We start from the raw sequence: 13,674 nt of genomic DNA, 5'->3' as shown, positions 1-13,674 counted from the left end.
GCTCTTTTCGTTTGAGAGCACACCGCAATGACCGAAGCCTCGATTGCTGCCCAGCGCATAGAGCAGCTGCGCGCCGAACTGGATGGCCACAACTATCGCTATTACGTACTCGATGAACCGAGTGTTCCCGATGCCGAGTACGACCGTCTGTTTCGTGAATTGCAGGCGCTGGAAGCCGAACACCCGCAATTGGTTACCCCCGAGTCGCCGACTCAGCGTGTGGGTGGTGAGGCGCTGGCGGCCTTTGGTGAAGTGCGCCACGAAGTGCCCATGCTCAGTCTGGGCAACGCCTTCGAGGAGGAGGACCTGCTGGCCTTCGACCGCAGTGTGCAGAGTGGTCTCGGGCTTGCCGGCGACCTGTTTGGTGGCGGTGTTGAGGTCGAATACAGCTGCGAACCCAAGCTCGACGGCCTGGCCGTCAGTCTGCGTTACGAGAACGGCCAGCTGGTGCGCGGTGCGACTCGCGGCGACGGTAGCACCGGTGAGGACATCAGCAGCAATGTGCGCACCATCCGCAATGTGCCGCTGAAACTGCAGGGCGAGGGTTGGCCACAGGTGCTGGAGGTGCGTGGCGAAGTGTTCATGCCCAAGGCGGGTTTCGACGAGCTTAATGCCCGTCAGGCCGAAAGTGGCGGCAAAACCTTCGCCAATCCGCGCAACGCGGCGGCTGGTAGCCTGCGTCAGCTCGACCCCAGGGTTACTGCAAGCCGCCCCCTGGAGTTCTGCTGCTATGGCGTTGGCCAGGTCAGCGGCGAACTGCCGGCGACCCAGGTGGGCATGCTAGAGCAGCTCAAGACCTGGGGCATTCCCATCAGCCGTGAACTGAAGCTCGCCAAAGGTGTGCAGGCTTGCCTCGACTATTACCGCGATATTGGCAAACGCCGTATGGACCTGGCTTACGACATTGATGGCGTGGTGTTCAAGGTCAACACCATCGAGGACCAGCAGCAGCTGGGTTTTCGCGCACGCACGCCGCACTGGGCGATCGCCCACAAGTTTCCGGCCCAGGAAGAGCTGACCGAACTGCTGGATGTCGAATTTCAGGTTGGCCGTACCGGCGCGGTCACGCCAGTGGCGCGACTCAAGCCAGTCAAGGTGGCCGGCGTGATGGTAGCCAATGCCACGTTGCACAATATGGATGAAGTGGCACGCCTAGGCGTAATGATCGGCGATACGGTGATCATTCGCCGCGCTGGTGATGTGATCCCGCAGGTCATGGCTGTGGTGCCCGAGCGCCGTCCTGCCGATGCCCGTGACGTGCAGATTCCTGAAAACTGCCCGGTGTGCGGCTCTCATGTCGAGCGCACCCAGTTGGTCAAACGCAGCAAGGGTAAGGAGACCTTCAGCGAAGGTTCGGTGTACCGCTGCGTCGGTCGCCTGGCCTGCGCGGCCCAGCTCAAGCAGGCGATCATTCACTTCGTCTCACGCCGCGCCATGGATATAGAAGGCCTGGGCGACAAGACCATCGAGCAGCTTGTCGATGAGCAACTGATCGCCTCACCGGCTGATCTGTACAAGCTGAAGTATGACCAGATCATCAATCTGGAAGGCTTTGCCGAGGTGTCCAGCAACAAACTGCTGCAGGCCATTGAGGACAGCAAGCGGCCGACTCTGGCGCGCTTTATCTACGCTCTGGGCATTCCCGACGTAGGGGAGGAAACCGCCAAGGTACTGGCCCGTGCACTGGCCTCCCTGGAGCGTGTGCAGCAGGCGCTGCCGGAGGTGCTCACCTACCTGCCGGATATTGGCCTGGAAGTGGCTCATGAGATTCACAGCTTCTTCGCCGATGAGCATAACCAGCAGGTGATCAGTGCCTTGTTGGGCGAGTGTGGCCTTGAGTTGCAGGAGCAAGGCGAGCTGAGTGCCGAGTTCAGTGCCAGCGCCACCTTGGCCGGGATGCTCGACAAGTTGAATATCCCCTCGGTAGGGCCGGGCGGGGCACAGAAACTAGCCGACAAGTTTGTCACCCTGGATGCGCTATTGGCGGCAGATTGGCTGGATATGCGCCAGACCTTGCCCGAGAAACAGGCCAACGCTGTGCGTGAGTTTTTTGCGGTCACGGCCAATGCTGAACGTGCCCGAGCCATCGAAGCGCAGCTGCGGGACTTCGGCATGCACTGGTACAGCGAGAAGAAAGTTATCGAAGGCTTGCCGCTGGCTGGGCAGACCTGGGTGCTGACCGGTACGCTGGAAGTGATGAGCCGTGATGTGGCCAAGGAAAAGCTGGAAAGCCTGGGGGCCAAGGTGGCGGGTTCGGTATCAGCCAAGACCAGTTGCGTAGTCGCGGGGCCGGGGGCAGGCTCGAAGTTGGCGAAAGCCAGTGAACTGGGCGTGAGAGTGATTGACGAGGCGCAGTTTCTGTCAGCCCTGGCGGGCTTCGGCCTCTGACTTCAAACGGCCCCCGAGCGTTGCTTGGGGGCCGTCAGGCAACTTAGTTACCGGTTACGTTCACGCAGGTTTCACCGAAGAACGGGTAGAAGCCTTTGGTGTGGTAATCAGCGGTAGCGATGGTGCCGATGTTGCCATTGGCCTTGGCGGCAGCAATGGAAGCGTCGCCTTTGTTGATCAGACCAATGATGGTGGTGGCGCAAGCTGTGCCGGTTTTGTTGCCGGAAGCGGTGGTTGCAGTGATCGGGCCTTTGACGTCGGTGATCAGGCCAACGCTGACTGGCGACAGGCCAGAGGCGCAACCGCTGAGCAGGGTAACCAGACCGGCAGCCAGAGCAATTTTCTTCAACATGTTGTGATTCCTTTTCGCTTATCCATAAGAGGCTTTACCCATCCAGGTAAAGTGCCCCGCTACCCTAAAACAGAGGCTGGGCAAGAACAAGTTTGCGTGCTTGTTTTCAAACCGGTTTCAAATTTATGAAATTTTCCGGTGGATTTTTCGGTAGCTGTTGTTCTGCGCTCAGAACGATTGAATTAACCGCCGAGTGAGAGTGCTGAAGAGCAGGGGGCCTGGAGCTTCGATCAGGCGCCCGGTGGGCGCAATCAGTCGCCGCGGTATTCGCAACCACTGGTGCAGGTTTCGTGGATACGGATACGCGACAGTTCTGGCAGCAGCGGCTTGAGTTGCTGCCAGATCCATTTGGCCAGCACTTCACTGGTAGGGTTTTCCAGGCCAGGAATATCGTTCAGGTAGTTGTGGTCGAGTTGCTCGTAGAGTGGCTTGAAGATTGCCTTGATCTCGGAGAAGTCGCGAATCCAGCCGGTATAAGGATCGACTTCACCTTCGATATACACCGCAACCTTGAAGGAGTGGCCGTGCAGGCGTCCGCATTTGTGCCCTTCGGGGACGTGAGGCAGGCGATGCGCGGCCTCGAACATAAACTCTTTGAACAATTCCACGGTCTTTCTCTCAAGTGGTACGCGGCCAACAGCGTGTTTAGCAAGACGCGGATATTACCAGCTCAGCAGCTGTTAACCGAGTAGCACGGAGAATTGGATACAGTTTTATGGCTGATTGCGCTCCAACCTATAGATACTCACGGCCTCATAAACCGCCTTGCGCAGGCGGTTGATACCACCAATCGGACGATGCTCGGGCAGCGCATGCCAGGGGTTGAACGACAGGTTGTCACAGAACAGGTTCTGCTCGCGGCTATCAAAATCCTGCGCCGGCACCTTGATGGTGGCGACGGTTTCGAACGGCGAGATAGCTTCGCTCCATTCAACGCTGGGGTCTTCGATCGGCATGTAGTACTCGGCGTTCTGCCGCTGCACTTGCAGGGCAAAGCAGGCTGGTACACGGTCCAGCGACAGTTGCTGGTACAGCGCGTTGCGCAGGAAGTTTGGCAGGTCGCGGTTCTGTTCCGGCAACTGGTACTCGGGGCAGGCTTCTGGCTGAGGAATGACCCGATATTTGATGTTGTGCTCACCCAGCTTGAATGGGGCGATGGAGTTGTAGGTGGTAGCCAGCGGGGTTTCCGGCGCAGGGGACAGGGTTTTCAGGGCGATGATCAGGTGGCGGATTTCCCAGCTATTGGGGTTCCAGCTGGTAAAGAAGGCCATGGCCTTTTTGCCGTCAGCCTGGGCGGCGAAGTTGCTCTTGTACTCGGCCACATCGCGCACAAAAAACGCCGGGTGGTTGAACATCACGAAGTCCTGCTCCGTGGCGTGCTGCGGACTGTGCGTGAGTTTTTCACCGGGTACATCCAGCAGTTTGATCGCCATGCCGCGGGCATCGCGGGCACGGTCGAACTGCGGGTAGGCATTGCCGTTGGACAGGCGCATCCAGGCTTGCCAGGTTTTCCCAGGTTCGCTGAGCACGCCGCGTTGCAGGCTGCTGTCCAGATCGGCGTTGACGGTGACCTCGGCCTTCACGCAGCCATGGGCCTTGGCATGAGCATCACGCAGCACGCGGGTGTTGTCGCGATGCTGTTCAACCACGCGGATGGCGTCTTCGATGATGCCTTGAGTCAGTGCGGCTTCATCGGCCGGGATCTGTTCTTCAGTGGACACTGGACCGGAGAATTTCCAGCCGTAGTAGGCTGCGCCGATGGCCCAGCCGCCGATACCAATGACCAGTACCAGCACCAGCAGTTTGCCCAGTACGCGGCCGAGCCAGAGCCAGAATCGTTTAAACATGCAGTCAATTCCTTTTAATTATTCTCAGTGTGCGGTTACAGGCGCTGTGTGTTTCAGTTCTGGCAGGACGGGCCGGGCGTCCATTCCTTGGCGGCAACAGGCTGTAGCTGTTGTTCCAGTGCGGGATTGCCCAAGACCTTGAGGTACTCGATCAGTGCCCAGCGTTCTTCCGGTTGCAGGGCGCGACCGATCACGCCGTCTTCACGGCAACCGGCGCGGAATTCATGGCCGCGATTGCTGTTGCCGGTGACCTGGGTGTCAAACAGGAAGCCGCCGGTGAATTTTTCGCTCTGGTAGCCAATCTGTTTGGGGTTGAACTCGAAATTTCCCACCCAGAACTGAGTTTGCCGCTCCGACACCGGCGACAGCAGCTGGAACAGGGTCGGCACCGAACCGTTGTGCAGGAAGGGCGGGGTAGCCCAGATGCCATCCAGCGGGCGCGCCTTGTAGCCGCGCTTTTCCTGCACGCCAATCGGCAGATCAAAGCCATCCATGCGACCGCGTTCCGGTTGGGTGATGCCAGCATCCTGATACGCGCGGTTTTCCACGTAGGCGGTAACGTAGGCCAGGGCTTTGGCGCTGGAGATGCTGCGCATGTCGATATCTTCCAGCTTCGCGCCAAACAAACGCACATCGAGTTTGCTCAGTTCGGCTTTGGTCCAGCCCAGCTTGGTGATATCGAAACGATGGTCGGCAATATTGTCTGCGGTGGTGGGGTCAGTGCCGACGATCGAGGTAGGCACCACACGCATCCGCCATTCCGGATCGCGAGTCGGGGCAAAGCTCTCCTGGGGCGTCTTCGGGTCAGGAGCATGGCAGTAGGCGCAGTTCTCGGTATACAGCGCGCGGCCACGGCTGGCCAACGGCAGATCGACCTTGCCGAACACGTCTTCCGGCCAGGTGGGCGGTTGCAGTCGCTTGAGAGTTTCTTCCAGGGTGAACAGGTCACGCAGGCGCACGCTGGAGGCATAGCGTTCGGATTCGGCCACAGGGTGACCGTCGGTATTCAGCAGGCGCAGCGTGGCGCCAACGCCCAGGGCTTCGCCAACGTTGCGGGCCATCGGCTGCATGGCTGAGCCGTTCCATTGTACCCAGTCGAATTTCCAGATATCCCAGACCTGCGGATAGCTCACCGGGGCATTGGCGACGCGGTAGTTGCTTGGGTCTATAGCATCACCAAAGACGCTGTTGGCGATGCGGCCGAAGGCATCGGTGCGGCCAAAGCCTTCTTCGGTTGGGTAGAGACCGCGATGCCAGTCATTGAACGCGGTGCCGAGCAGGCGATCGAGCACCAGCTTGAAGTCGCGACGCAGCTGGGCCTTGTGGCTGGCGTATTCATCGCCCAGTACCTGTTGGGCGAAGCGGCGGAATTTAAGTGGGTTGTAGTAGGTGAAGGCCATGCTCATGCCCAGCGCCTGGCCAAAGCTGCCGCCACGCACGGTGGGTACGGTGGACGCCAGCGAATGCAGCGCCGCGCCGCCATCGATGCGCACGGCTTGGCCCTTATAGCGCAGCTCGCCGGTGTGGCAGGCGGCGCAGCTGATATCCAGGTAATGCTCGCCACTTTCCGCATCGGCATGCCGGGCAAAGCCGACCGGCAGATTGCCGGGATTCAGCGGTGTGGGTTGTTGGGCGGGATCGACGAGGAAACCAAAGCGCGCAAGGTAATCCGGGGTGGCGAACTTACGACTGCTGAACGGCAGTTCCAGGGCGCTGAACCACTCATAGCGCAGGCCTTTTACCTGGGTGCCCTGAGGTGTGTAGTAATAGGTCTGGCGCTCTTCGGCCGACCATTGATCGAGGTAATGCAGCTTTTCGGGCTGTTTATAGAGCGGAAGGTTGGGGTAGGCGATGAAATACAGGGCAACCAGCAGCCCCACGATCAGCAACAAAAGAACCCCGTACAGGGTCCGACGGAGAATGCGCATCGATACATCCTTGTGGCGTTTATTATTTGCCCGTTTTATGCCAACTGCCGTTGCTTATGGCAAGCAGCCATGACTGAACAATTGCGCGAATTTTCCTTTTACTGCGCCGTAAACTGCGGTTTATTCAAGATTACCCCTCAGGAGTGAGCTTATGCACCCATTTGACGCACCTCAGCCCCCCAAACTGGCCTTGCTGCTCGGTTATGCCGGACTGGTACCTTTTGTCAGCGGCGCCTTGGGTATCTGGGTGGTGCCGGAGGGCTGGCGGCCATTGGTGCTGGCAGCACTGCTGGATTATGCCGCGGTTATTCTGGCCTTTATGGGGGCAATCCACTGGGGCCTGGCCATGCGTGCGCAAGAGGCGGGGGAAGCAGCGCAGCTGCAGTTGGGATTATCGGTTGTACCGCCACTACTGGGTTGGCTGGCGATCAGCAGTGGCATGCCCACCAGCCTGGCTTTGCCCCTGTGCCTTATCGCTTTTGCCGGTCTGTATGGCGCGGATTTGCGAGCGGTCAAGCTGGGGTTGGCACCTCAGTGGTACCCGCGTTTGCGGCGTCCACTGACGATTGCGGTGTGTCTAAGCCTATTACTGGCCTGGGCCAGTGTCGTGGTGCGTTGAGCCCAGCCACTGCGCGACTGTGGCAAGTGTCTGCTGACGCCTTGCAGTCCAGCTGCCCGTAATGCACTGCACGGGTTGTTGATGTCGCTGTAGCCAGTCAGCGCACTGTTCAAAGAACGCCACACGCTGAGCCAGCTCCGGTTGGCAACGCTGGCCATCATCGACCCAGGGCACGCCGCGGGGATCAAGCAGCAGGTGCAGGTGGTAGTCACGTGCCAAGAGCGCCTGTTCGATCCAGGCCGGGCAATCCCCAAACAGCGTCTGACTCCAAAGCATGTTGCTGAGTAGATGGGTGTCGAGAATCAGCAGTTCAGGGGCTGCTGCTCGCGCCTGATCTTCCCAGTCCAGTTGCCCTTGGGCGATGCGGCTGATATCGGCATAGCAGGTGTCGCGCTGTTGCTGATCGATAAAGTGCCGTACGTACTCGCCTACCAGTACGCCACCAAAAGTGGTTTGAATGGCGTCGGCTAGCCAGCTTTTACCGCTGGATTCCGGCCCGGTCAGCACCAGCACCTTCATACGCTGACCAACGCGCGGTCGCGCCGCCAGGTCAACCAGCCGTGAAGCGCCAACAGGGTAAATACCCCATACAGCGCGGCTGTCGGGTACAAGCCCTGCTGCAGAAAGAGCGCAACAAAGAGCAGATCCAGCGCGACCCACAGCGGCCAGCACTCCAGCCGCTTCTGCGCCATCCATACTTGGGCGACCAGACTGAAGGCACACAAGGCGGCATCCTGCCAGGGGGCTGCTGCATCGGTGAAGGTGGCCATCAGGTAACCCAGTGCGATGGCGCCCAGGCTGCCCGCCGCGAGGCTGAACAGCAGACCTTGTGTGCTCAGCCGATTGACCTGCACGCCGCTATGGCTGCTACCGCCTCGTGTCCACTGCCACCAGCCATAACCCTGCAGCACGGCGTACACACCTTGCAGCAGCATGTTCGAATACAGCCTGCCGTCATAGAAAATCCACGCGTACATCAGCACCATCACCAAGCCGAGCGGCCAGCACCAGCGATTTTGCCGTACGGTCAGCCAGACGGCCCATATACCAAGGGCTGAAGCGAGGGTTTCCAGAGGTGACATAGAACACCAACAGAGGAGGGAGGCGGAGGGGAGGCGATTGTAACCATTCGCCTAACGTTCGTCTTGGCGAGGCCGATGGCCATTGGCTATGGCATTGCCGATATACTCGACATCCCTTCAGGAGATCAACGCGTGTTGAAGTCGGTTTTGCACTGGATCAGCGCTGCCTGTTTGTTGACGCTGAGCGTATTAACCGCGGCTGCTTGGGCCGGGCCAACGCCTGCGCGCTCGCCGGCTTCGGTGGTGTTCCTCAATCCGGGTTATACCGACGAGCCTTTCTGGGTGGGCTACACCGAATTCATGCAGGCTGCTGCAGCTGATCTGGGCATGCAGCTCACGGTGATCAATGGTGAACGCGATCACCGTTTACTGTTGCAGCGTGCCCGTGAGCTGCTGGATAAGGGGCCGTTGCCGGACTATCTGCTGTTCGTCAACGAGATGTACACCGCACCGGAATTGCTGAGGATGTACGCCAATAGCCCGGTCAAGCTGTTCTCCCTGCACAGTACCCTGACACCCGAGCAACAGCAGATTGTCGGTCGTTCGCGTGAGCAATACCGCAACTGGATCGGCAGCCTGATCCCCAACGATGAGCAAGCCGGTTACTGGATGGCAAAAGGGCTGATTGCGCGCCTGGAAGGCGAGCCGGGCAGCCTGCTGGCGTTTGCCGGCCTGCGCAACACACCGTCATCTTCGCTGCGAGAAGAAGGGCTGCGACGGGCCTTGGCTGAACACCCGCAAGTCAGGCTGCAAAGCTTGGTGTATGGAGAGTGGAAGCGTCAGCGCGCCTACGAGCAGGCGCAGCTGCTGTTACCTCGCCATCCCGAGACTCAACTGATCTGGTCGGCCAATGATGAAATGGCCTTTGGCGTGATGCAGGCTGCGCTGGAATTGGGCCGGCAGCCGAACAAGGACATTTTCCTGTCGGCCCTGAACAACTCCGAGGAGGTGCTGCAGGCCCGTATCGACAATCAGCTGTGGGTGTTGGTTGGCGGGCATTTCACCCTGGGCGGCTGGGCCATGGTGATGTTGCATGACTACCATGCCGGGCTGGATTTTGCCGAACGCGGCGGCAAGGACCGTGTCGACAAGCTGTTCACCCCACTGGATGCCAGCCAAGCTGCGCGCTTGCAGAAACGCCTCAGGGTTAAGGGCTATGGCCTGGATTTCCGCCAGTTCAGCGCCGTCTATCACCCGGAGATACGCGACTATGGCTTCTCAGTAGCGCCCCTGCTGCAGTGAGTCATACACCGGCCAGATGCAGCACCAGTTTGACCACGCCAAAGATCGTCAGCACAAAAACCACCGTAAACAGCACGCCGAGCATGATGAAGTGGCTGGGCTTGCCCCGCGAAAAATCGCGTGCCCGGTTTTTTCCACTCTGTACGCCCAGTGCCGCGCTCAGCACGCTTTGCAGCATTTCCCAGAACGTCAGCGGCTTGTTTTCTTCATCGTCCATCGGGCTCTCCTGTTCCGGCATCCACAGCCAGTGCTGTGTTTAGTAAAGCTCAAGCAGGACGCGGTTGTTTGCGGAGATATGAGGCCTGCTGAAACCCTGCAAGCGACCTCATATTTGCCCGGGGCTGGGCTAATTCCCTCTAAAGGTTATCTGTCTGGGAGCTAGTGGTGGCGCTGACGATGACACGTCGTGGCCGCTGCAATAGCTCTCCGCTGCAGTTCGGGCAACGTCCATGCAATGTGTTGTCGGCGCAGTCGCGACAAAAGGTGCACTCGTATGAGCAGATGAATGCGTCTTGGCTGTCGGCCGCAAGATCTCGCTGACAGCATTCACATTCGGCGCGTAACTCCAGCATGACTGGCTCCTGGGCTAGGTGATTAAGCAAAGCGCTCGGCATATTCCTGAGGGCTGATACCGAGGTGCTTGTGAAAGCTGCGGCGCAGATTTTCCGGGTGATTGAAACCGCTCAACCGCGCCACCGTGCTGATCGAGGCCTGGGCAGTCTGCAGCAGGCTGCGTGCCGCTTGCAGACGTACAAGCTCGACATAGCGTCCTGGCCCCATGCCCAGTTCCTGGTTGAAGGCTCTCGATAACGTGCGCGGCGTCATATTGGCTTGCGCCGCCAGCACCGCCAGCGACAGGTCTTGATGCAGGTGCAGGGGTATCCATTCCAGCAGACTGGCCAGGCGCGGTACTCGACTCGGCTCCGGAGTCAGCAGTGCACTGAACTGCGCTTGCCCGCCAGGGCGGCGCAGAAATAGCACCAGACGCTTGGCTACGGCCAAGGCCAGCGGGCGCCCCAGATCAGCCTCGACCAGAGCCAGTGCCAGGTCGATCCCGGCAGTTACTCCGGCCGAGGTAAAAATATGGCCATCGCCGTCTGGTTCTTGCGCATCGTAGGTGTGCAGGCAATCCGCGCTGATCTCCACCTGTGGATGTTCCAGACGCAAGCAGTCGAGATCCGCCCAGTGAGTGGTGGCGCGGCGGCCATCGAGCAGGCCAGCGGCGGCGAGAATCAGCGCGCCGGAACAGACTGAGCCAACGCGCCTGATCTGCGGCGCTGCGCTGCGTAGCCAGGCCAGCAATTCAGGATTGTGGCACTGCGCCTTGTCACCCTGGCCGCCGGGGATCAGCAAGGTATCGATATGCGCAGGCTCTAAAGCGCTCCAGGCCTGTTCGGCGACCAATTGGAAACCGGCGGAGGTGGGCATGGCACCCGCCTGCTGGCCGAGCACCAGTAGGCGATAAGCCGCGGGCAAGCCCTGTCGTTGGCGTTCGTCATTGGCGGAGGCAAACACCTGCAATGGGCCGGTCAGATCCAGGCTCATGACATGCGGATAAAGCAGGCAGGCAATGGTTCGGGGAGCATCCATGGCGGCGTCTCGGTAAGCGATGGATGCAGTCTGCGCTTAACGAGTAATTGGCAACAAGGACAATAAACCCACAGATATTGCCAACACAGCGTCGCCGGTGTGGCGAGGGGGAGCAGGGCTCTGACAAGAGAGGGCCGAATGGCAGCTCAGAGCCCTTGTAGCAGCAGCCGATTACTCGGGCATGCTCCATGGCTCCAGGGTGAAACCTTGCTGACTGAGCTGCTCACGGGACTGCTTGAGCACATCGGCAAATTGCACCGGGTCGCTGTAGATGCTGCTGGACAGTTGCGTGCGGCCGAGCAGGCGGGTGCTGGTACGGTCGATCACACTGAGGCTGAGGTTGCCAGTGCCATCTTGCGGGGCCCAGGCGACGCATTGAAAAGGTTGAAAGGCGCGGTCGGCAATCAGCAGGGCTTCGTTAAAACGCAGCGGTGCGTTCATGGGGTCGGTTTCTCCGAGGTGATCCCAAATACACAAGGGCAAACGGTAGATTCACGCTTGCCAGTCATAGCTGTTGATGAGCGAAGCTGACCACTAAGTCACACGAAGGCCGAAAAATGTAAAAAAATGTCCGTTAAATCACTGTTTTATTGATGAGAGTAGAGAAGGAAGGCGAAGTGGAGGGCCATCAGCCCCGCTCACGTCCTTTGCAGACGCTCAGCAACTGCCGCAGGTAAGCGGCGACATAGCGTTGGAAACCGCGATCATCCCAGTAACTCAGGTGACTTAACGGCGTATGCCGCTTGTACCAGGGGCCAACGGGCATGGCGCGATCCTCAGCCACCACCGCGGTGTAATTGGGCAGCGGCCGTAACGGGTAACCGAGCGGGTCGGCGGGGGCATACAGGTTGAGCCAACGCGCCTGCTCGGTCACGGCCTGGGGCAGGCACTGGCCTGGAAAACGAATGGGCACCACAGGATCATAGGCGAAGGTGAATAGCGGAATATTGCAGCCAAAGGTAATCAGACCACTGAGGGTTTCCAGCGCCAGAAAGGGGTCGAGCGGGCAACTTTCAACATTATTGATGCGCTGCTGATCCCAGACGAAGTTGGAAAAGATATGCCCGCCCAGCGAATGGGCCAGCACCACCAGCGGGGTATCGGCATCGACCTTGGCGCGCAGGGCGTTGAGACCGCTGCGCAGGCATTGATGCACTTCTTCGTAGGTGGTGTCGTAAGCCTGGCTGACCTTGCGGTAGCCACTGGCATCACCGAGAAACAGCGTGACGATGCGCCGCAACCAACGCCAGCGCACGGGCTGGTCACGCAGCTTGTCGAGAAAAGCCAGCTGCCTTTTGTCCAGCACGCTGGCCCAGTACAGGCTCTGAAAGGCGACCTGGTCAGCATCTGCACCAAGGCGTTGGCGTAAACCCGCGATCAGGCTCTGGGCAAAACTGTGTTGTCCTTCGGCATCACGGGTGTCCGGTTGTGTACCGATGCCATGGATAATGGCGACTGCAAGTTTCATTCTGCCGATCCCTGGTTATTACGCTGTGGCCACTACCTTCTGGCCCGTCCTGTTCAAAGTGCTTGCATGCGTTCGTGCAGGCGGCCGCTGTCCACCAGTTCGAGAAACTCGTCGCCGAGCCGCTGGCTTTCGCTCATGGCGGTGCGCCAATAGCGTTCGCGGCCGGCATCATCGCCCAGATAACGGCTGAAGTCCTTGCGGTCGGGGAGTTTGCCATGGGGCAGGCGCGCCAGGTAGTCGCGTGAGGGGGCGAGCAGCAGAACATCCTGCAAACGCCCGCCGTCGCCGCGACGCCAGGGCATGCCCTTGTCGAACCAGCCGGGGATGACCTTATCGGTGAAGTGCGGGTAAAGCACGATGTCTTCGCCGCTGTACGGCAGATCGAGGTGATAGTCGAGCAGGCCGCCATCGCGATAGGTGCCAGGCCCTGCGCCAGGAATATCGCGCACCCCTTGCATGATCATCGGGATGGAGCCCGAGGCCAGCAAAGCATGACGCAGATTGCCGCTGTCGAGCTGCAGATAGCGTGAGGGGAAATCACTGAGCGTACCCAGCGGCGGCGCCAGGCGGGCGTCGTGCAGAATCACCCGTTCGAAGTGTTTGGCCAGGCGCGGGCGCCCCAGCAGGTTGCTGCCAATCACTGACGACAGGCCCAAACCGAGTGCGCCGCGATGGTCGTGCTGCAGCAAGCCATGACTTTTCACCACGACGATATTCAAGCGGTAATGCGGGTTACTGAGAATGTTGGCGTCGTCATTGCCGAGCAATTGATCGAGCATCAGGCTGCAGCTGTTCGACACCTGCGCCATGCTTACGCCTTTGGCAAAACGCTGCGAGGTATACAGCTCGCCGAGGCGGCGCAGGCCGGCTGCGGCATCCGGCAAACAGGCGCTGGCGAAACGCCAGGAACCGATGGATGCGCCGATCAGCGAACGCTCGCGAGGTGCGCGCTGCAGCCAGTCGCCAAACAGCGCCAGATCCAGCCCCTGAATCCCCAGAGCCTTGGGGCCGCCTGCAGCGCCGGGCAGAATGCCGACATCCGCCGGTTGCAGGCCGTGCTCGCGAATACGCGCAAAGGCGCGTTTACCGGCCTTGATTGTCAAAGCAGGGGACTTGATTAATATCGCACTCATGCTGGCCTCCATCGCGCAAGGCAGC

General features: G+C 59.8%; 15 protein-coding genes. 3 read left to right on the top strand and 12 right to left on the bottom strand.

Annotation, left to right across the window (positions count from 1 at the left end; all coding sequences use genetic code 11):
• Positions 1–27 precede the first annotated feature (27 nt).
• Entirely contained in the window at positions 28–2,388 is a 2,361-nt protein-coding gene (gene ligA, locus ACOCLD_RS13205) for an NAD-dependent DNA ligase LigA (RefSeq protein ID WP_422909492.1), read from the top strand.
• A 43-nt stretch (positions 2,389–2,431) separates the two neighbouring features.
• Here the strand turns inward: ligA and ACOCLD_RS13200 are convergent, their stop codons facing one another.
• The 4 genes from ACOCLD_RS13200 to ACOCLD_RS13185 form a co-directional block, all read right to left on the bottom strand.
• Positions 2,432–2,740 (bottom strand): TRL-like family protein, encoded by a 309-nt coding sequence (locus ACOCLD_RS13200; protein ID WP_090253600.1) that lies wholly within the window; start codon positions 2,738–2,740, stop codon positions 2,432–2,434.
• A 251-nt stretch (positions 2,741–2,991) separates the two neighbouring features.
• Positions 2,992–3,348, bottom strand: coding sequence for a 6-carboxytetrahydropterin synthase QueD (queD, locus tag ACOCLD_RS13195; protein WP_090241991.1), 357 nt, complete (start codon positions 3,346–3,348; stop codon positions 2,992–2,994).
• 105 nt (positions 3,349–3,453) lie between these two features.
• On the bottom strand, positions 3,454–4,587 hold the full coding sequence (locus ACOCLD_RS13190) for a catalase family protein (RefSeq protein ID WP_422909491.1): 1,134 nt from the start codon (positions 4,585–4,587) through the stop codon (positions 3,454–3,456).
• Positions 4,588–4,640: 53 nt separating this feature from the next.
• Positions 4,641–6,515: a di-heme-cytochrome C peroxidase gene (locus tag ACOCLD_RS13185; RefSeq protein WP_422909490.1), complete on the bottom strand. Its 1,875-nt coding sequence runs from the start codon at positions 6,513–6,515 to the stop codon at positions 4,641–4,643.
• A 151-nt stretch (positions 6,516–6,666) separates the two neighbouring features.
• Between ACOCLD_RS13185 and ACOCLD_RS13180 the strand changes: the two genes are divergently transcribed.
• Entirely contained in the window at positions 6,667–7,134 is a 468-nt protein-coding gene (locus ACOCLD_RS13180) for a DUF3429 domain-containing protein (RefSeq protein WP_422909489.1), read from the top strand.
• Here ACOCLD_RS13180 and ACOCLD_RS13175 read toward each other — a convergent pair.
• Positions 7,102–7,653, bottom strand: coding sequence for an AAA family ATPase (locus tag ACOCLD_RS13175; RefSeq protein WP_422909488.1), 552 nt, complete (start codon positions 7,651–7,653; stop codon positions 7,102–7,104). The genes ACOCLD_RS13180 and ACOCLD_RS13175 overlap by 33 nt on opposite strands.
• Positions 7,650–8,216, bottom strand: a complete 567-nt coding sequence (gene pnuC, locus ACOCLD_RS13170) for a nicotinamide riboside transporter PnuC (protein ID WP_422909487.1) — start codon at positions 8,214–8,216, stop codon at positions 7,650–7,652. The genes ACOCLD_RS13175 and pnuC overlap by 4 nt, the downstream gene beginning before the upstream one ends.
• 132 nt (positions 8,217–8,348) lie before the next feature.
• On the opposite strand from pnuC, the gene ACOCLD_RS13165 reads away from it, so the two are divergent.
• Positions 8,349–9,458, top strand: a complete 1,110-nt coding sequence (locus ACOCLD_RS13165) for an ABC transporter substrate-binding protein (protein WP_422909486.1) — start codon at positions 8,349–8,351, stop codon at positions 9,456–9,458.
• A gap of 1 nt (position 9,459) precedes the next feature.
• On the opposite strand, the gene ACOCLD_RS13160 is transcribed toward ACOCLD_RS13165, so the two are convergent.
• The 6 genes from ACOCLD_RS13160 to ACOCLD_RS13135 form a co-directional block, all read right to left on the bottom strand.
• A complete protein-coding gene (locus ACOCLD_RS13160) occupies positions 9,460–9,675 on the bottom strand; it encodes a DUF2970 domain-containing protein (RefSeq protein WP_257778386.1) in 216 nt (71 codons plus the stop codon).
• Positions 9,676–9,814: 139 nt separating this feature from the next.
• Entirely contained in the window at positions 9,815–10,030 is a 216-nt protein-coding gene (locus tag ACOCLD_RS13155) for a DUF1272 domain-containing protein (protein WP_422909485.1), read from the bottom strand.
• Positions 10,031–10,052: 22 nt separating this feature from the next.
• On the bottom strand, positions 10,053–11,048 hold the full coding sequence (locus ACOCLD_RS13150) for a GlxA family transcriptional regulator (protein WP_422909484.1): 996 nt from the start codon (positions 11,046–11,048) through the stop codon (positions 10,053–10,055).
• A gap of 171 nt (positions 11,049–11,219) precedes the next feature.
• Complete coding sequence (locus ACOCLD_RS13145) at positions 11,220–11,489, bottom strand: hypothetical protein (RefSeq protein ID WP_257778389.1); 270 nt, start codon at positions 11,487–11,489, stop codon at positions 11,220–11,222.
• Positions 11,490–11,676: 187 nt separating this feature from the next.
• A complete protein-coding gene (locus tag ACOCLD_RS13140; RefSeq protein ID WP_422909483.1) occupies positions 11,677–12,516 on the bottom strand; it encodes a hypothetical protein in 840 nt (279 codons plus the stop codon).
• A gap of 53 nt (positions 12,517–12,569) precedes the next feature.
• Positions 12,570–13,649 carry a patatin-like phospholipase family protein gene (locus tag ACOCLD_RS13135; protein WP_422909482.1) on the bottom strand — a complete coding sequence of 360 codons (1,080 nt, stop codon included), beginning with the start codon at positions 13,647–13,649 and terminating at the stop codon, positions 12,570–12,572.
• Positions 13,650–13,674 lie beyond the last annotated feature (25 nt).

This window comes from Pseudomonas cimarronensis, from assembly GCF_049331905.1.
Taxonomy (GTDB): domain Bacteria; phylum Pseudomonadota; class Gammaproteobacteria; order Pseudomonadales; family Pseudomonadaceae; genus Aquipseudomonas.
This window is presented reverse-complemented; position numbering and strand designations above follow the sequence as displayed.